The sequence below is a fragment of the Mesorhizobium sp. M0664 genome, assembly GCF_040320565.1.
GTDB lineage: Bacteria > Pseudomonadota > Alphaproteobacteria > Rhizobiales > Rhizobiaceae > Mesorhizobium.
Map to the genome: position 1 here is coordinate 1 of NZ_JAMYPW010000050.1, position 17428 is coordinate 17428.

Annotated in this window: 25 protein-coding genes; 7 read left to right on the forward strand and 18 right to left on the reverse strand. The window is 64.0% G+C overall.

Annotated elements, in window-relative coordinates; genetic code table 11:
• Positions 1-435 (reverse strand): helix-turn-helix domain-containing protein (locus tag NKI39_RS28785; RefSeq protein WP_352836155.1); only part of this gene is annotated, 435 nt, incomplete at its 3' end.
• 360 nt (positions 436-795) lie between these two features.
• Here NKI39_RS28785 and NKI39_RS28790 point away from each other — a divergent pair.
• On the forward strand, positions 796-1428 hold the full coding sequence (locus NKI39_RS28790) for an HAD family hydrolase (RefSeq protein WP_352474734.1): 633 nt from the start codon (positions 796-798) through the stop codon (positions 1426-1428).
• A gap of 20 nt (positions 1429-1448) precedes the next feature.
• Here the strand turns inward: NKI39_RS28790 and NKI39_RS28795 are convergent, their stop codons facing one another.
• From NKI39_RS28795 to ureC, 8 genes are all read right to left on the reverse strand, one after another.
• Positions 1449-2216, reverse strand: coding sequence for a class II aldolase and adducin N-terminal domain-containing protein (locus tag NKI39_RS28795; RefSeq protein ID WP_352836101.1), 768 nt, complete (start codon positions 2214-2216; stop codon positions 1449-1451).
• Between the two features lie 82 nt (positions 2217-2298).
• Entirely contained in the window at positions 2299-2940 is a 642-nt protein-coding gene (gene ureG / locus NKI39_RS28800) for an urease accessory protein UreG (RefSeq protein ID WP_352836104.1), read from the reverse strand.
• Positions 2937-3377, reverse strand: coding sequence for a DUF3995 domain-containing protein (locus NKI39_RS28805; RefSeq protein WP_352836107.1), 441 nt, complete (start codon positions 3375-3377; stop codon positions 2937-2939). The genes ureG and NKI39_RS28805 overlap by 4 nt, the downstream gene beginning before the upstream one ends.
• Positions 3374-4063 carry an urease accessory protein UreF gene (locus tag NKI39_RS28810; RefSeq protein ID WP_352836110.1) on the reverse strand — a complete coding sequence of 230 codons (690 nt, stop codon included), beginning with the start codon at positions 4061-4063 and terminating at the stop codon, positions 3374-3376. The genes NKI39_RS28805 and NKI39_RS28810 overlap by 4 nt, the downstream gene beginning before the upstream one ends.
• Complete coding sequence (locus NKI39_RS28815; RefSeq protein WP_352836112.1) at positions 4056-4631, reverse strand: urease accessory protein UreE; 576 nt, start codon at positions 4629-4631, stop codon at positions 4056-4058. The genes NKI39_RS28810 and NKI39_RS28815 overlap by 8 nt, the downstream gene beginning before the upstream one ends.
• Before the next feature lie 57 nt (positions 4632-4688).
• Positions 4689-5282, reverse strand: coding sequence for a hypothetical protein (locus NKI39_RS28820; protein WP_352474742.1), 594 nt, complete (start codon positions 5280-5282; stop codon positions 4689-4691).
• Positions 5283-5396: 114 nt separating this feature from the next.
• Positions 5397-6173: a hypothetical protein gene (locus NKI39_RS28825; RefSeq protein WP_352836115.1), complete on the reverse strand. Its 777-nt coding sequence runs from the start codon at positions 6171-6173 to the stop codon at positions 5397-5399.
• A gap of 8 nt (positions 6174-6181) precedes the next feature.
• Entirely contained in the window at positions 6182-7894 is a 1713-nt protein-coding gene (ureC, locus tag NKI39_RS28830) for an urease subunit alpha (protein WP_502898626.1), read from the reverse strand.
• A 179-nt stretch (positions 7895-8073) separates the two neighbouring features.
• Between ureC and NKI39_RS28835 the strand changes: the two genes are divergently transcribed.
• Both NKI39_RS28835 and NKI39_RS28840 read left to right on the forward strand, forming a co-directional pair.
• Positions 8074-8457: a hypothetical protein gene (locus NKI39_RS28835; RefSeq protein ID WP_023677006.1), complete on the forward strand. Its 384-nt coding sequence runs from the start codon at positions 8074-8076 to the stop codon at positions 8455-8457.
• Positions 8458-8583: 126 nt separating this feature from the next.
• A complete protein-coding gene (locus NKI39_RS28840; protein ID WP_023677007.1) occupies positions 8584-9078 on the forward strand; it encodes a hypothetical protein in 495 nt (164 codons plus the stop codon).
• A gap of 26 nt (positions 9079-9104) precedes the next feature.
• Here the strand turns inward: NKI39_RS28840 and NKI39_RS28845 are convergent, their stop codons facing one another.
• Genes NKI39_RS28845 through NKI39_RS28865 form a run of 5 tightly spaced genes read right to left on the reverse strand, consistent with a single transcriptional unit; the run spans position 9105 to position 11469 of the window.
• Positions 9105-9410 carry an urease subunit beta gene (locus NKI39_RS28845; protein ID WP_023677008.1) on the reverse strand — a complete coding sequence of 102 codons (306 nt, stop codon included), beginning with the start codon at positions 9408-9410 and terminating at the stop codon, positions 9105-9107.
• Positions 9411-9417: 7 nt separating this feature from the next.
• Positions 9418-10011: a HupE/UreJ family protein gene (locus NKI39_RS28850; RefSeq protein ID WP_352836117.1), complete on the reverse strand. Its 594-nt coding sequence runs from the start codon at positions 10009-10011 to the stop codon at positions 9418-9420.
• Between the two features lie 28 nt (positions 10012-10039).
• Positions 10040-10297 (reverse strand): DUF1272 domain-containing protein, encoded by a 258-nt coding sequence (locus NKI39_RS28855; protein ID WP_352539910.1) that lies wholly within the window; start codon positions 10295-10297, stop codon positions 10040-10042.
• Between the two features lie 19 nt (positions 10298-10316).
• Positions 10317-10619 carry an urease subunit gamma gene (locus tag NKI39_RS28860; RefSeq protein WP_023677011.1) on the reverse strand — a complete coding sequence of 101 codons (303 nt, stop codon included), beginning with the start codon at positions 10617-10619 and terminating at the stop codon, positions 10317-10319.
• Between the two features lie 28 nt (positions 10620-10647).
• Positions 10648-11469 (reverse strand): urease accessory protein UreD, encoded by an 822-nt coding sequence (locus NKI39_RS28865; protein ID WP_502898627.1) that lies wholly within the window; start codon positions 11467-11469, stop codon positions 10648-10650.
• Between the two features lie 223 nt (positions 11470-11692).
• On the opposite strand from NKI39_RS28865, the gene NKI39_RS28870 reads away from it, so the two are divergent.
• The 3 genes from NKI39_RS28870 to NKI39_RS28880 all read left to right on the forward strand — a co-directional run bounded on the left by NKI39_RS28870 (position 11693) and on the right by NKI39_RS28880 (position 14001).
• Positions 11693-11947 (forward strand): acyl carrier protein, encoded by a 255-nt coding sequence (locus NKI39_RS28870; protein WP_023677013.1) that lies wholly within the window; start codon positions 11693-11695, stop codon positions 11945-11947.
• Positions 11948-11951: 4 nt separating this feature from the next.
• Entirely contained in the window at positions 11952-13160 is a 1209-nt protein-coding gene (locus NKI39_RS28875) for a beta-ketoacyl-[acyl-carrier-protein] synthase family protein (RefSeq protein ID WP_352836119.1), read from the forward strand.
• Between the two features lie 136 nt (positions 13161-13296).
• Positions 13297-14001: a glutathione S-transferase family protein gene (locus tag NKI39_RS28880; RefSeq protein WP_352771134.1), complete on the forward strand. Its 705-nt coding sequence runs from the start codon at positions 13297-13299 to the stop codon at positions 13999-14001.
• Positions 14002-14022: 21 nt separating this feature from the next.
• Here NKI39_RS28880 and NKI39_RS28885 read toward each other — a convergent pair whose 3' ends face one another.
• The 4 genes from NKI39_RS28885 to NKI39_RS28900 form a co-directional block, all read right to left on the reverse strand.
• A complete protein-coding gene (locus NKI39_RS28885) occupies positions 14023-14151 on the reverse strand; it encodes a hypothetical protein (protein ID WP_302893450.1) in 129 nt (42 codons plus the stop codon).
• Positions 14138-14398 carry a hypothetical protein gene (locus tag NKI39_RS28890; RefSeq protein WP_352539907.1) on the reverse strand — a complete coding sequence of 87 codons (261 nt, stop codon included), beginning with the start codon at positions 14396-14398 and terminating at the stop codon, positions 14138-14140. The genes NKI39_RS28885 and NKI39_RS28890 overlap by 14 nt, the downstream gene beginning before the upstream one ends.
• A 70-nt stretch (positions 14399-14468) precedes the next feature.
• A complete protein-coding gene (locus NKI39_RS28895) occupies positions 14469-15089 on the reverse strand; it encodes a nucleoside triphosphate hydrolase (protein WP_352539906.1) in 621 nt (206 codons plus the stop codon).
• A 76-nt stretch (positions 15090-15165) separates the two neighbouring features.
• Positions 15166-16272 carry a hypothetical protein gene (locus NKI39_RS28900; RefSeq protein WP_352836122.1) on the reverse strand — a complete coding sequence of 369 codons (1107 nt, stop codon included), beginning with the start codon at positions 16270-16272 and terminating at the stop codon, positions 15166-15168.
• 247 nt (positions 16273-16519) lie between these two features.
• On the opposite strand from NKI39_RS28900, the gene NKI39_RS28905 reads away from it, so the two are divergent.
• Positions 16520-17410: a D-alanyl-D-alanine carboxypeptidase family protein gene (locus tag NKI39_RS28905; RefSeq protein ID WP_352836125.1), complete on the forward strand. Its 891-nt coding sequence runs from the start codon at positions 16520-16522 to the stop codon at positions 17408-17410.
• Positions 17411-17428: the final 18 nt, after the last annotated feature.

The following is a 17428-nucleotide window of genomic DNA, read 5'->3' on the forward strand; positions in this document are numbered from 1 at the left end:
ATTGGGGGGTGGTCTGGCGGTGTTGCGGGGGGCGGGGCGGGGGCGGGGGCCCTGCGGGGGGGCGCGCTCCCGGCCGCCGGGCCCGCGCCCCCCCGGCGACCGCAGCCGCCGTTCGATCTCGGCCGCCGCCGCCTCGGCGACGCCGATGACGGTGGAGGACGAAGAAGGGTCGCTCGGCACCACCTCGACCAGATCAAGCGCAAAGCGCGATTTCAGCCGTGCCGCAAGGTCGAGGCAATTGGCGATCGGGTGGTCGACGCGCACCTTGATCAGCCCTTCGGAGACTGCGAGCGACACCAGCCGCTGCGCCGTCTGCCGCGAGATGCCAAGCGTGGCGGCGATCTGGTCCTGGGTGTTGCCTGCGACATAATAGAGCCAGCCGGCACGCGCCGCGTCGTCCAGCCTGTTGCCGCCGCTGTCCTGCCGCGAATTCAAGTTCCTACCTCCCAACCCCGCCGAGCATAAGAGGCGGAGCGCAGTAGTCTCGCAGGGAATGAACTTGCGCGCAATTGCCTATTGTAAGAGCAATTGCTTAGTGATGAAACTTGGTGTTTGGAGCGAAGTGACAGGTCGACCCAGTCTCGTTGCAACAGCAAGGCTGTCGAGGTCGCACCAATCCCGGTTCTAAAGCGCGTTGCGTTCGATCGGCCTCATGCGACGGGTTTTAGGTTGCTTTTTATGCATGTCGTCATTGCAAAACCGCTGCACACTTTGCGCGACATGCATTAGCGGGGACGCGGCGGTTTATCTCGTGCGCTAAACGCTTTAAGGAATTTTTTGAGAATGGAGCCTTGCATGACGCCGAAAGCGGTTTTCTGGGATATGGACGGCACGCTGGTCGACAGCGAGCCGCTGCACGAGGCGGCGCTGATTGCGGCGCTGCACAGCGTCGGCATCGCGCCGCCGGCCGACCTGCATGAGCGCGTGCTCGGCATCGCCGCATGGCCGGTCTACGAAATGCTGCGCGACGAGTTCGGCCTCGACCTGCCTTTCGACGACTGGATCGTGCGCAAATACGATCACTATCTGCCGATGGCCGAAACGCTGACGCCACGCACCGGCGCGATCGAGATTTTCAACGAGTTGCGGGAGCTTGGCGTGGCACAGGCGGTGGTATCAAATTCCGACCGGCTGATCGTCGACGCCAATCTGCGCGCCGTCGGCCTTTTCTATCCCGGCATGAAGACCATCAGCCGCAACGACGTGCGCGAAGGCAAGCCGCATGCCGAACCTTTCCTGCGCGCCGCCTGGTTGGCCGACGTCGATCCCGCCAAGGCCGTGGCGGTCGACGACAGCGTGACCGGCGCCACGGCGGGCCTGGCAGCGGGAATGAAGACGATCTTCTGGCCAGAGGTGCCCATGGAGGGGCCGCCGGGGGCGATTGTCATCAACAGTGCCGGCGAATTGCGGGCCGAACTCGGGCTTTAAGCCAGGCCCGGCGGGACCGCTCAACTCCGGTAGGCAGGCTCCTGCTCGTCGAGGATCGCCTTCAGTTCGGAAAGGTGGCGCTCGGCCTGGCCGGGATAGTCTTCCTGTTCCCTTGCCGCTTTCTCCGCGATCTCATCCGACAGTACCCGCAGCGGCCGGCCGGTCCACAGCGCCTTGATATAGGTTTCGGCGGCGCGCTCGAAATAGAACATGCGGTTGAAGGTGTCGGCGACGCTGTCGCCGATGACCAGCACGCCATGGTTGCCCATCACCATCACCTTGACCTTCGGGTCGACAAGAAGCTGGGAGCAGCGCTCGCCCTCTTCCTCGAAGGCCAGCCCGCCATAATGAGCGTCGACGACATGGCGGTTGAAGAAGATCGCCGAGTTCTGGTCGACCGGCGGCAGCGTCGAGTCGGCGAGCGAGGCAAGCACGGTGGCGTGGATCGAGTGAACATGCATGACGCAGCGCGCATGACGCACGTTGCGATGGATGGCACCATGCAGGCCCCACGCCGTCGGGTCAGGCGCATTCGGGCCGACCAGCGTGTCGGGATCATTGGCGTCGATCAGAAGCAGATCGCTCGCCTTGATGCGCGAGAAATGCACCTGGTTAGGGTTCATCAGGAATTGCGAGCCATCGTCGTTGACCGCCAGCGAAAAATGATTGGCCACCGCCTCATGCATGTTAAGCCGCGCCGTCCAGCGGAAGGCGCAAGCCAGATCGACGCGCTCCTCATAGAACGCCAGGTTGGTCAGCACTTCCTTCTGCAGGCGAGTGATGCTCATCGTAAACCTCCGTGAAAAAAGCAAGGATGCCGCGCGGCTGGAACACGCGCAACCCGGTTTCGTTTGGTGCAGGCGAGCGCCGTTATGCCGCCGTGCTGGTGGCCGCGCCGACCCTCAGCCCGCCATGCTCGACGATGAAATCGATCACCTCCTGCAGTCCCTTGCCGCGCGACAGGTCGGTGAAGCCGAACGGCCGCTTGCCGCGCATGCGGGCAGCATCGCTCTCCATGATGTCGAGATTGACGTTCACATAGGGCGCAAGGTCGCTCTTGTTGATGACCAGGAAATCGGACCGGGTGATCGCCGGTCCGCCCTTGCGCGGAATCTCCTCGCCCTGGCAAACCGAGATGACATAGAGCGTCAGGTCGGCAAGGTCCGGCGAGAAAGTGGCGGCGAGGTTGTCGCCGCCCGATTCGATGAAGACGATGTCGAGATCCGGGAATTTTTTGGTCATCTCGGCGATCGCCTGCAGATTGATCGAGGCGTCCTCGCGAATGGCGGTGTGCGGGCAGCCGCCGGTCTCGACGCCGACGATGCGATCCTCAGGGAGCGCCTGCAGCCGGGCCAGCATCATGGCGTCTTCCTTGGTGTAGATGTCGTTGGTGACGACGGCGATCGAGAACTCGTCACGCAGCGCCTTGCAAAGCTTTTCGGTGAGCGTCGTCTTGCCCGAGCCGACCGGACCGCCGATGCCGACGCGAAGAGGACCGTTGGGTGATATCATGCGGGGAACTCCGTGAGGGCAAGAATGGCAAAGCCAAGCCCGATCAGCAGGCACAGCGGCGAATAATAACGCAGATCGAGCCGCACGAAAGGCTGCTCGGGCGTCAGCCGGCGCCACCAAGGCGTGAAGCCGGCAATGCCGCGCGCCAGGAAAACCAGCGCGATGAGCAGCGCCGTGGCGGCCAGCCCGGCCTTGGGAAAGGGCGTGGCGAACACGCCTTCGAGCGCCATCGGCCACAGTGTCGCAAGGCCAAGGCAGGCGGCAACGGCGAAGCTGGCGAAGGGTGCCGGCATTTCGTCGACGCCGCGAAAGCCGATGACCGCACGAGCGCAGGAGGCAGCGTCCCTGCCCGGCCAGATGCCGCCAATGCCCCAATAGACATGCAGTGCCGTGATCAACAGCAGGACGAGCGAGAGGGCGAAAGCAAGGACGATCATGAGCGGAACAGCCGCGAATACTGGGCCTCGTGCTTCATCGCCGTGACGTCGGAGATGAAAGCGCAGCCGCCGAGATCATCGAGGGTCGAGCCGGCAGCGCGGTCGGCCGTGGCCAGGGCAAGCGGTTCGAAGGCGGCCAGTAGCGTCATCGCGGCACTCTGGCCAGCGATGCCAAGCCGGATCGCAGCCTGGACGAGATTGGAGAAGAAGGCCTGCAGAAAGGCCGCCAGGGCGTCCCGCAGCGCAATGCCGTGATCGCCGGCAACGGCGCCGACGGCAACGCAATAGGCACATTCGGCCGGCAGGCGATCCAGCACCTGGCACGGCCAGGCGATGGCCGCCTTCAGGAAAGCAGCGCCCTGCAGCATGGTCTCGGCATGGCGCTCGCGCGAGCCTGCCAGAGCTTCTGCAAGGGCGACGATTTCATCGAGATCGCCGGTTTCGCGCGCCCTGCGCCAGCTTTCGGCAAACAGCACCGCATCATTCCAGCCCGAACCCATCTCGACCAGCGTTTCCAGCCACGCGGCGAGCTCTTTGCTGTCGGCAACCAGCCCGGCATGCACGGCTTGCTCGAGACCATGGCTGTAGGAAAAGCCGCCGACCGGGAAGGAAGGCGACAGCCACGCCATCAGCCGCAACAAAGCAATATTGGAAGGCTGGGCAACGTCGGAAGGCTGGTCAGTCATGGTCATGGTCGTGCGAATGGCTATGGGAATGCGATTCGCTATGGGTATGGGAGTGCGCTTCGGCATGGCTGTGCGCATGCGCCTCGGCGTGAGAATGGCCATGGCCGGAATAAGCGCCGCGCACCGGCTTGAATGGCTCGGAGACGTCGCTCACCGTGGCGCCCAGCCCTTCCAGCATCGCCTTGATGACATGGTTGCGCAGAATGAGGATTCGGCCAGCCTCGATGCTTGCCGCGAGATGACGGTTGCCGATATGCCAGGCAAGTTCGGCCAGATGGACAGGGCCGCCGGCACGGATATCGTAGAGCGGCTCCTCGGCCGCGATGATCTCGATGTGGCGGCCATCCTCCAGCACCAGCCGGTCACCATGGTTCAAGGTCACCGGTTCGGGCAGGTCGACCAGCACTTTGTCGCTACGGGCCGTTTCGATGGCGCGACGGCGCAGATGCCGCTCGTCATGGGCAAGCACCGCACTGTCGTATGGCGTGGTCGTTCCGGCTTCGCCTGCGGCCAGGACGGAGACGGCGCGCGGGAATTTGGTGAAGTCGGTGCGAATATCGAGCTTCATGTAAAAACTGCCTCTCCCAAAAAGCCTAGCCTATCGCGTCCGCCGCCCCAATGGGGCTCAGACGATCGTGTCGAAGAGCCGCAGGATGAACGATATCTGATAGACGAGCGCGCCGGCGACAAAGGCGATGTGAAAGCGGCGGTCGCGCAGCAGGATCGCAATGACGCAAAGCGCGACGAAAACCGGCGTGCGGATCAGATATTCGACGCCAAAATGGGCGAAATGCTCCGGCCCTTTCAGCAGCGTATCGATCACGTCGAGCAGATAGGTCGCCGCCAGCAGGCCGAAGAACCAGGCCCGGCGCGAATAAAAGAAATCCTCATAGCTGGTGTAGTCCAGCATCGAATCCGGAAACAGCAGCGCGCAGAGCAGGAACAGCGTGACGGCGTAGAAGATGATGAACAGGTATTTGCCGAAGGTCCAATTCTCGATCTGGAACAGACCGAACTCCCACCACCAGAAATGCACCAGCATCAAAAGCACCGACGCAACCCAGGCGAGGTGAACGGGATAGAGCCGGTACTGGCCGGGATGCTGGACGATGCGGGCGAGCCCCGACAGCAGCCGTGTGACGCCGAGGCCGATCACCATGCCCAGGACGATGCGGATATGCGGGAAAATGTCGTGGGCGTAGGGGAGTTGCTGGTCCATAGGCCTGGCGCGGCATGTTCTACATTTGGCGTTCTAGATTGTGATCTGAAAAGTGAAAACCGGTTTCTGCTGCGCTGACCTGCCGTTCGAATGTTGAGTCCGTTGAGACCTTGGCTATTGGTGCGCCGCAAGCAGATCGGATGAAATGGATGGCGTCTGCGCCAGATACTTCGTTGCCTTGCGAAAATAGGCCAACGGCCCGGAATCCAGATACTCGCGCGCGTCCTGTATTCCCTGACCGCGCGCCTGGATGAACAGCGCCAGCGCAAAGGCGCGTTCCGCTGGCGACAGATAGCCTTGTCGCTCGAAGGACCAGCCTTGCGTGCCGGTGGCGGTGTCGCGGTACTGAGTGAAACTCGCCGCAGTGTTGGAATTGAAGATACCAAAGCCGAAGAAGGTGACCGCGAGATCGGTTGCGAACTCCTCCATCTCGGTGCCGCCCGGCGGTTCTTCAGGCACCGAGAACAGCAATGGATGACAAATCTCATGCGCGAACGTCGCAATGAGCTTCATGGACTTGGGAACGATCGCCGGATTGTAGGTGATTGTCATGGCACCGCCCCGGGACACGGAGAAGGTCCCGGCAGGCTCCCGCGGCGCGTCCTGAAGGACCTGAAGCGGTCCCAAAACCGGGTCGATTGAATCTTCCTGTGGCACGAGATTGAAGCGGGCCGCATCGATGCCAAAATATGCCGCCACCTGCCCGAAATAGTGCGATGCAGCGGCGTGCCCCTGTTCTTCAGAGGGGGTGAAAAATGTTCGTGTTGGCAAGATCAGCGAACGTTTGCGCAGCGCGGCTGCCCCGCCGAAATGCCTGAGCAGCCAACCCCAGCAATCGAGCTGCCACTCCTCGTCGTCGGCGTCCAGCGGGGAGCTTGTGCGCCAGAACACGCATCACCTCAAAACAAAAAGTACCTTTGCGCCATCGGTAGCACGGTTGCTGGCTCGCAGGTCAAGAGTTCGCCGTCGGCGCGGACCTCATAGGTTTCGGGGTCGACCTCGACATGCGGCGTGGCGTCATTGAGCACCATCGAATGCTTGCCGATGCCGCCGCGGGTGTTTTCGACCGCGACCATCTGCTTGTCGACGCCGAGCCTGCCGCGCAGGCCGGCGTCGAGCGCGGCCTTCGAAACGAAGGTCACCGACGAATTGGTCATCGCCTTGCCGTAGGCCCCGAACATCGGCCGGTAATGCATCGGCTGCGGCGTCGGGATCGAGGCGTTGGGATCGCCCATCGGGGCGGCGGCGATCATGCCGCCGATCAGCACCATGTCCGGCTTGACGCCGAAAAAGGCCGGATTCCACAGCACGAGGTCGGCGCGTTTTCCCACCGCCACCGAGCCGATGTCCTTCGACAGGCCATGCGCGATGGCCGGATTGATGGTGTATTTGGCGATGTAGCGGCGGACGCGGAAATTGTCGTTGTCGCCGGTCTCCTGCGGCAGCGAACCGCGCTGCCGCTTCATCTTGTCGGCGGTCTGCCAGCAGCGGATCGCCACTTCGCCGACACGGCCCATGGCCTGGCTGTCCGACGAGATGATCGAGAAGGCGCCGATGTCGTGCAGAATGTCTTCGGCGGCGATGGTTTCCTTGCGGATGCGGCTCTCGGCAAAGGCGATATCTTCGGGGATCGACGGCGACAGATGGTGACAGACCATCAGCATGTCGAGGTGTTCGGCCAGCGTGTTGATCGTGTAGGGGCGTGTCGGGTTGGTCGAGGACGGAATGACGTTAGGCAGGCCGCAGACCTTGATGATATCAGGCGCGTGGCCGCCGCCGGCGCCTTCGGTGTGGAAGGCATGGATGGTGCGGCCCTTGATCGCCGCGACCGTGTTTTCGACGAAGCCGGACTCGTTCAGCGTGTCGGTGTGGATCATTACCTGCACGTCGTAATCGTCGGCAACCGACAGGCAGCAGTCGATTGCAGCCGGCGTCGTGCCCCAGTCCTCGTGCAACTTCAGCGAGCAGGCGCCGGCAAGCACCATCTCCTCGAGCGCGGCGGGCAGCGACGCGTTGCCCTTGCCCGACAGGCCGATATTCATCGGGAAGGCGTCGAAAGACTGGATCATGCGCGCCAGATGCCATGGCCCAGGTGTGCAGGTGGTGGCCAGCGTGCCGTGCGCCGGGCCGGTGCCGCCGCCGAGCATGGTGGTGATGCCCGACATCAGCGCTTCCTCGATCTGCTGCGGGCAGATGAAGTGGATATGCGCGTCGAAGCCGCCGGCGGTCAGGATCTTGCCCTCGCCGGCGATTATCTCGGTGCCGGGACCGATGACGATGGTGACGCCGCCTTGGGTATCCGGATTGCCGGCCTTGCCGATCGCGGCGATACGGCCGTCCCTGAGGCCGATATCTGCCTTGACAATACCGGCGGTGGCATCGACGACCAGCGCATTGGTGATGACGGTGTCGACCGCGCCTTGCGCGCGCGACACCTGGCTCTGGCCCATGCCGTCGCGGATGACCTTGCCGCCACCGAACTTCACCTCCTCGCCGTAAAGAGTGAGATCCCTTTCGACCTCGATGAACAGCTCGGTGTCGGCGAGCCGGACCTTGTCGCCGACGGTCGGGCCGTACATCTGCGCATAGGCGGCGCGGGTGATTTTAGCCATCAGCAATTGCTCCCGAAATACAGCCCGAAAATACCGCTTGTCGAAGCCGGGCTCCACATTGCCGCCATCCTATGGTCACGCAATGACCCGCTGAGCGACACTTTCCGATCCCATTTAGCGTTTGAGGTGGCCGGGCCACCCCAAAACGACCATTTGCCAATCGATGGAAAGGAACATCCATGCGCAAAACGACCCTTCTGGCAGCCGCCGCCACGCTGGTGCTCGCAACCGCCGCCAGCGCCCAGCAACAGCCTGCGCAGCAGCCCAGTCCGGCGCCGGCTGCGCCTGCTCCTGCCGCGCCCGGGGCGCAGCCGCAGGCGCCCACCATCCAGGCGATCAACGTCGTCGATATCAAGGATCTGCCCGCGGACACTCAAGCCAAGGTCAACGAGGTGATCGCCAAGCGCAGCGATGCCGACCTGCAGAAACTGCGCGGCTCGATCGACGCGACACCGCAGGTCAAATCCGCGCTCGAAGCCAAGGGGCTCACCTCGGCGCAGGTGATCGCCGCCAGCATGAGCACCAATGGCGCGCTGACGCTGATCACCAAGAAAGCGAGCTGACGAGACGAGGCGGCGGGCCGGCGCCCGGCCAGCCCGCCGCATCACAAAGGGAACCTTCACGGGGGACGTTACGTTTCGGTCCTGTCGCCCTGACACGAGCCTCGAAAAGGACCCTGAGAACGAGCGATGGCGATCACCACCTTCTCCGACACCAGATGGCTGCATGGGATTGCCGCGACCGCGTTTCTGGCAGCCAGCATTCCGCACGCCGCGCTGAACGCGCAGAGCCTCGACAGCGCCGAGACCGTCAACCGGATCGTCGGCTCGGAGGTCGGCCAGGAAGAGACCCAGACAAATGCGGAAGCCGGCAAGGTCAGTTCGGCGATCGACCGCACGCGTGAAAACATCGCCGCCGTGCGCAAGACATCCAAGCTCGACAAGGTCGATATCGTGTTTCTTACCGATGCTGCGCGCACCGAAGGCGGCCCGCCGCCGGCGATCGAAAACAAGGTCAGGCAACATCGGGACGACATCGCCGAGCTGCGCAAGGAGATCGAAGCGAACGCATTGCTGTTCAACGCCATCGATTCGCGGCGAGTGCAAACCGAGGACGTTCTGGCGGTGGAATTCGACGATCCGGGAAAGGTCGTCATCTATGCGGCGGCCAAGCCGCCCGGCTGAGCCGAAACTGCTCAACGCCTTCGATCTCACAGCGCGCCCATGATCTTCTGCTGAAATCCGTAGACCTCGCGCTTGCCGCCGAACGGCACCAGGGTAACGTCGCGCTCTTGGCCGGGCTCGAAGCGCATGGCGGTGCCGGCAGCGATGTCGAGGCGCATGCCGCGGGCCTTGTCGCGATCGAATCTCAGTCCCTCATTGGTCTCGAAGAAATGATAATGGCTGCCTACCTGGATCGGCCGGTCGCCGCTGTTGGCTACCTTCAAGGTGACCGTCGCCAGACCCTTGTTCAGTTCGATCTCGCCGCTTGCCGTGATGATTTCGCCGGGGATCATTGCGGCCTCACATGACGCCAAAAGCGAGGCCGGCGCCAATCGCGGCACAAGCGGCGCCAGCGGCGCGGGCAAGCCCGCGGAAGCGCCAGCCGAGGCCGAGACCGGCGGCGATGCCGACGGCGTGGAGCAGTGCCGTGGCAACGGCAAAGCCCGCCATATAGCCGAGTCCGCCGACATTCTCAGGCACCTCGGTGCCATGGGCATAGCCGTGGAACAGCGCGAACAGGCCGATGACGGCGACGCCGGCCGAGACAGGAAGATCGACGGCGGGCGCAACCAGCAGCCCGAGTGCCACGACGGACGCCAGTATCGCCGGCTCGACGAAAGGCATCGGCACATGCAGCATGCCGAGCACGCCGCCGGCCAGCATGACGCTTACGAAGGCCAGCGGCCATGCCCAGATCGCTTTGTCGCCCTTGAGCGCGGCCCATAGCCCGACGGCAATCATCGCCGTCATGTGATCGAGGCCGGAGAGCGGGTGGGAGAGGCCGGCGGTGAAGGACCAAACCGTGCCGACGCCGACATGGGCATAGGCTGGCATTGCTGCCGCCAGCAGCAGGACCGCCGACAGCGTTGAGCGTTTCATCGTAGCGGGGATCATCGGCGTAGCTTCCATCTTCGAGTACCTCTCACGCCGCCTTGCGGGCCGGAGCGCAGCCCTCTGCCTTGAGGACGCGCCTGGTGGAGGCCGGATATTTCTTCAGCAGCGCTGCCGGACGGATCGGGCGGGCCGAGAAGTTGCCGCCGCAATTCGGACAGGCGCCGCCGAGCACGTTTTGTGCGCAGTCGGCGCAAAAGGTGCATTCGAAGGTGCAGATCACCGCATCCGTCGCATCGGGCGGCAGATCCTTGTCGCAGCACTCGCAGTTGGGACGCAGCTCAAGCATTTTCCTCTCCTTGGCGGTGTTATCTGATCGGCTCGTGCACGGTCACCAGCTTGGTGCCGTCTGGAAACGTCGCCTCGACCTGCACATCGTGGATCATTTCTGCAATGCCTTCCATCACCTGGGCCCGGGTGACGACATGGGCGCCGGCCTCCATCAGCTCGGCGACCGCGCGGCCGTCGCGGGCACCCTCGACGACGAAATCGGTGATCAGCGCGATCGCTTCCGGATGATTGAGCTTGACGCCGCGTTCGAGCCGCTTGCGGGCCACGATCGCCGCCATGGCGATCAGCAGCTTGTCTTTCTCCCTCGGCGTCAGATTCATGCTTTTTCCTGCAGTGGCACAATCGAAATCAGAGTGACCATAATTTGGGCAGGCCCGCCCGTCCGTTGAGCAATTCGACAAGCGGCACCAGCCGCTTGCGGAGCTGGTAGCCGTCCTCGGCGAACAGCCTCGCAAGAAGCTTGCCAGATTTCCGCACGCTCCAGAAACTGACGCCGCCCTGGCCGCCGACTATGCCCCGGGCCGGCTCGAGCAAAGCCTCTGCCCGTGGCGACACCATCAGCAGCGTCGCCACGGCGACGGCACCGCCGGCCGCTGCGGGACGGTTCAAGGCGGCCGCAATGTCCGGCCCGATGCGGAACTCCTCTGCATGGACCAGCGCCCCGTCCTGGCGGACGCGCCAGCGGTCGTGGAAATGGCCTTGCGTGGCCCGTTCACCCATGGCCAGGCGGCCGAAGACGGTGGCCTCCAGGATCAGCGCCTCGGCTCCGGTGGCAAGCTCCACGTCAAGGCTGCGGGCAAAGGCCGAGCGGTCGAAGACGATGGTTTCCTGTGGCAGCCAGGCAATGTGGCCTTCTTCCCCGACAGTCAGCTGCACCCGCACTTCGGCGCGATCGGATGCGGCGCGATAGATTTTCTCGCAGGCCTGCGTTGTCATGGTTACGGAGGCGCCGGCACCGACATCGACCTCCCAGGCGAGACGGTCGCCACCGGTCAGCCCACCGGCGGTGTTGATCAGGACGGCTTCGAGCGGATCGGCCGAGACCGCCGGCATGCGGATCTTGGCCGAACCGTCCTGGTACAGACGCCGAAGACGCGTGCGGCCTCCGTTCCAGTCGCAGCCAAGCCGCGCGACGCCGGCAACACGCTGGGCCGGCGGCACTGAAGTCAAGCTATATGCGATCGTATCCACGACACCAACGTTAAGCACTGCGGCGGCTTTGTCGATATATAGCTTGTTGCTTGACAGCGTTTCGGTTTCTATAGAGGGAGCCACCTTGGTACGGTCACCGGCGCCTGGCGGGGGTAAAAGGCGACGATGACGACGTAATCGAGGACAAAAGGGGCGCTGATCAGTTGGCGTCGGGAAACGACAGAGTTGGGGAAGAAACCGAATGGCTGACCAGCTGGCAAACGATATCATCGCCAAGATCAAGGCTCATGCCGAGCCGGGCGGCGAGGAAATCACCACCAGTACCGAACTGACCGCCCTTGGCATCCATTCGCTGGAACTGACGGAGATCATCTTCGATCTCGAGGAAGAGTACGGCATCGAAATCGAGATGAACACTGTCGATGCCTGGAGCAATCTGAAGAATGTCGGCGACATGGTCGAGGCGGTTCGCGCGCTGATCGCGAAAAAAGCCTGACTGAATGCACAAGCGCGTCGTCATCACGGGCATCGGCGGATTATGCGGGCTCGGCACCAACGCACCGGCAATCTGGAATGAAATGCGCGCCGGCCGTTCGGCAATCGGCGCGATCGACAATCCGCTGCTGCATGATCTGAAGGTCAAGGTCGGCTGCGAAATCAAGGCGCTTCCCGAGCACGGCATCGAGCGCAAGCAGGTCGTGTCGATGGACCGCTTCAGCCTTCTGGCGACGATCGCCGCGCGGGAGGCGGCACAGCAGGCGGGATTGAACCCGCACGCCGCCAACACCTACCGGATGGGCACCGTCGTCGGCGTCGGCGTCTGCGGCTGGGAGGCGATCGAAGAGAACTATCGCGCCATCCTGCTCGAAGGCAAGAACCGCGCCGGCATCTTCACCGTCCCGAAAGTAATGCCGGGCGCTGCAGCCGGCCATGTCAGCATGAATCTTGGTCTGCGCGGGCCGGTGTTCGGCATCACTTCTGCCTGCTCGTCATCCAACCACGCCATTGCCTCGGCGGTCGATCAGATCAGGCTCGGCCGGGCCGACGTCATGGTCGCCGGCGGCACCGATGCGCCGCTGGTCTGGGGCATCCTCAAGGGCTGGGAGGCCCTGCGGGTATTATCGCCGGACACCTGCCGGCCGTTTTCGGCCGACCGCCAGGGGCTCGTGCTCGGCGAAGGCGCCGGCATGGTGGTGCTGGAAACATATGAGCATGCCATGGCGCGCGGCGCCGCCATCCTTGCCGAAATCGCCGGCGTCGGCCTTTCCGCCGACGCCTCCGATATCGTCGCGCCAACCATCGAAGGGCCTGAGGCGGCGATGCGCTTCTGCCTCGTCGATGCCGGGCTCAATCCCGAGGACGTCGACTATCTCAACGCGCATGGCACCGGCACCAAGGCCAACGATCAGATCGAGACGGCGGCGATCAAACGCGTGTTCGGCGGCCATGCCTACAAGCTTTCGGTGTCCTCGACCAAATCGATGCACGCCCACTGCCTCGGCGCCTCCGGCGCGCTGGAAATGATCGCCTGCGTGATGGCGATCCGCGAAGGCATCGTGCCGCCGACCGCCAATTATCGGGAAGCCGACGCCGACTGCGATCTCGACATCACGCCGAACGTGGCGCGCGAACGCACCGTGCGCACCGCGATCAGCAACAGCTTCGCCTTCGGCGGCACCAATGCGGTGCTGGCGGTAAAGGCCGTGTGACCGCACCCCTTGCGGGTCCTTCACCGGGGCCGGCGAAACTTTCCATGCGCATATTGATCGCGCCAGGCGTCGCGCCTAACTCTCTGCGACCCGCCATGACCGTGCCGCTCGGCGCGGTCCCCTACCAGGAGTTTCGATGACCGATCTGTCCGCGTTTCCGATTGCCAGGCGCTGGCCGGCGAGCCACCTCGACCGCATCCAGCTTTATTCGTTTCCGACGCCGAACGGGGTGAAGATATCGATCGCGCTGGAGGAACTTGGCCTGCCTTACGAGCCGCATGCCGTCGATATCGGCAAGAACGAGAGCTGGACCCCGGAATTCCTGTCTTTGAACCCGAACGGCAAGATACCGGCGATGATCGATCCGGACGGCCCGGGCGGCAAGCCGATCGGCTTGTTCGAATCCGGTGCCATCCTGCTTTACCTCAGCGACAAGACCGGCCAGCTGGTCCCGGCAGACGCGACGCTGCGTTATGAGACGATCCAGTGGGTGTTCTTCCAGATGGCTTCGATCGGGCCGATGTTCGGCCAAGTCGGATTCTTCCACAAATTCGCTGGGCGCGAAATCGCCGACAAGCGCCCGCTGGAACGTTATCGCGACGAGTCGCGACGGCTGATCGGCGTCCTCGAAACGAGGCTCAAGGGCCGTAGCTGGATCATGGGCGACGATTACACGATCGCCGATATTTCGATGCTTGGGTGGGTGCGCAATCTGATCGGCTTCTACGAGGCGCGGGAACTCGTCGGTTTCGACGATTTCCCCAGCGTGGGCGCATGGCTGGAGCGTGGCCTCGCCCGACCGGCGGTGCAGAGGGGCCTCACCATTCCGGCCAGAAGCTGATCTTACGTCGATTCCGCTCGGCTATTTTGCCTTGGTCCGGGGCTTTGAGCCGCCCTTGCCGACTACGGAAGCAGCAAGCGACGCCGCACCTTTGGCGGTGGCAAGCACGGCACCGGCGGCGACATTGGCCGTTGCTTTAACAGTGCGCATTGCGCTGCCTGCGATCGATCCTCTGCTGCTTGCCGATCTTTTGGGCTTGGGTGCAGCGGCTTTGGCCGCGGCAGGCATCACCTTTTTCGGCGCCGCCTTGCCAAAGCTGGGCTTTGCCGCATCCTTGGAGCGGGCCGCTGCTGCCGGGCCGGCGCTGGTTTTCACTCGAGTGGCTTTTGATCGTGTTGCCCTGCCCTTGGCGGGCGCAGGCTTTCTTGCCATGGTTTCCATCGAACGGTTCCCTCATGGGCACAATTGCCGTGTCCGGGATAACGGCCTGAAACTGGCAAGGTTCCGGCCGGGCGGTTCCTTGCAAGTCAGGCCAGGTCGCCGACCACCAGGTCGGCGGGCCGCCGACGGGCAAGCACGCGGTCGATGTTCGGCATATCGTTAGAGGCGATCCAGGCGCGCGCGTCCTCGTCGGAGCGGCCGTGCTCGTGCCATCGCGCCAGCAGTCGGCGCTCGAGCTCGGCGCGCGGCACATCGACGAAGATCGAGAAGTCGAACAGCGGCGCCAGCCGCGTCCAGGGTTCCTCGTCGAGCAGCAGATAATTGCCTTCGACCAGGATGAATTTGGTGTCGGCGGCGACAATCGCAGCGGCGGCGCGCGACAGCTCCATGCTGCGGTCGAAGACCGGGATGGCGATATCCGGCTCGCCGGCGCGGATGCGCTTCAGCAGCGCTTCGAAGCCGGCAAAATCAAAGGTTTCCGGAGCACCTTTTCGCGCGCGAAGGCCGCGTCGATCGAGCACGACGTCATCGTAATGGAAGCCATCCATCGGCACGACTTCCGCCGTGCCTTCCGGCAGCAGGTCGTGCAAGCCTGCCGACAATGTCGACTTGCCGGCGCCGGGCGGACCGGCAATGGCAACGATGAAGCGCGGCGCCTTGCCGGCGCGCTTGAAAATGGCAGCAGCGATATGGGCGATTTCTGACATTGGCCCCCTTACGGTGGTTCTGGCGCATTTTGGCGGCAGTTTTCGGAAATTTCAAACGCCGGATTGTGCCAAGCCTTCAATCGGGCCTGGATTGACCGATCCGCAGGAAATCGCCGTCGAAGCCGATGTCGCGCACGGCACCGTCAGCCGCCAGGATACGCATGCGGCCCGGCGAGGTCGTGACGTCGTGCGGCGGCTCGCCGGATGGCCAAGGCAGCGCGCCGATGACATGGCGGAACGAAAAGCGGCGCCCTTCGGAAAGGGCAAAGGCGGTCGCCACGCCTTCGCGCTTCAGCCAATTGTCGCCGAGCGATGCGGCGTGGCCGACGGCCGTGCGGCCGTCCTCGATGCCGAGCACGCCGCGGTGGCGGCCGCTCCACGGCGCATAGTCGCGCCCGCCATTGCTGACCCACAGCATGGTGACCGGCAGTTCGGCCGGGTTCTTCAGCACCAGCACGAGGTCGGCTTCCGCCTGGCGCGCCAGCGCCGTCCAGCCCGGTCCGCCATGGTCGGCTTCGACCAGCGTGACGAAGTCCTCACGCAGCTGGTCCATGCGATAGGTGGTCAGGTCAATCGTGCCGCCGTCGGCAGCGGGAAAGCGCGTCAGGTCGGCGGTTCGCGCCGGGTAGGCGAGCAACGAGCGGCCGCGGGCCGGATCGGGCTCCGGCGCCTCACTCGGCGTTGCGGCAAGGCGCTTCGGCGAGAACGCTAGCCTGCCGCCGGCCGTCATCACCGTCATCGGGTGGTGGGCGACGGGAATGGCGCCGGCGCCGCCGGAAAAGACGTGCTCCTGATAGAGAAAGGGATGATCGTCGCGCAAGGTCAGGATCTTGTCGACGGTTGCGCCCATGACCGGGCGCTGCAGGCGGAAGACGGCGCGCCAGCCGTCGGCCGTTGCCGCGCTGTCGACGACGTCCCAGCGACTATTTGCCGGCCAGCCATGCAAAGGTGCCGCTTCGACGTCGCTGATCGAGAAGGGTGCGCAGAGGAAATCGCCGGACAGGTGGACCGTCCCTTCGGGCAGGTCTTTCGGCAGCATCTCGCGCGGCTCGCCGACCCAGGGTGCGCGATGCAGCGGCTTCAGCCGGCGGCCATCGATATCGACCGTCATGTCGGCGAGATGGCCGACGGCAAGATCGACCGATACCGAAATGCCCTTCGCCGTGATCGTGACCGTATCCATGTGCACCTACCGATTCAGCCCGATTCTGCCAGCCCGATTCTGGCGGCCCGATTCTGTCGGCGCCAGCAAAGCCCACTCGCCGCCGGTTGCGCAAGCGCGGTGGCCGGCAATTCACATCAGGCGGCGCCACGTCGGCCTGTGGACAGGGCACCGTTCGAGGGCCAGACCGATATTAACCAAATGGACTGTGCCTTTGCGTTAAGATAGCTTCGCCTCGTCTCAGAAACTGCCTGCCTTCGGAACTGACTTGTCCGCCTTCCGGTTCTTTTCGTCCATCCACAAATGCGTCGCTGTGCTGGCGCTGCTGCTGTTTGCTGCCGGCTGCACGACTGTCACGCCGCCCGACAGCGTGCTGGCGGTACCGGCGCCGCCGCAGAAATATGCCGCCATGGTCATCGATGCCGGCACCGGCAATACGCTGTTCGAGGTCAATTCGACGGCGCCGCGTTATCCGGCGTCGTTGACCAAGATGATGACGCTCTACCTCCTGTTCGAGGCGCTGGACCAGGGCCGCATCAGCAAGGAGACGCAAATTCCGGTGTCGGACAACGCCGCCCGGCAGCCGCCGACCAAGCTGCGGTTCAGGCGCGGCGAGACCATCGACGTCGATTCGGCGATCCGCGCCATCATCGTCAAATCGGCCAATGACGTGGCGGTCGCCGTTGCCGAATATCTCGGCGGCAGCGAAGAGGCGTTCGCCGGCATGATGACCGCCAAGGCGCGCCAGATCGGCATGAGCAGCACCGTGTTCCGCAACGCCTCGGGCCTGCCGGACGGCGACCAGCACACGAGCGCGCGCGACATGGCGGTGCTCGGCATGGCGCTGCACGCCCGCTTCCCGCAGCATTTCCACTATTTCTCTGAAAGCGACTTCATGTTCCGCGGCAGGCTGGTGCGCGGCCACAATGACATGCTCGGCCGGGTGCGCGGGGTCGACGGCATCAAGACCGGCTACATCAGGGCTTCGGGCTTCAACATCGTCACCTCCTATAATGCAGACGGGCACAGGCTGATCATCGTGGTGATGGGCGCCGACAGCGCGCGCCAGCGCAACGACCACGTCGAGGCGCTGATCCAGCGCAGCCTGTTGCCGACCTCCGAGGCAAAGACGCGGCTGCTGTATGCCGAGGAGCAGTGATAGTTGAAGTCCGAGTGT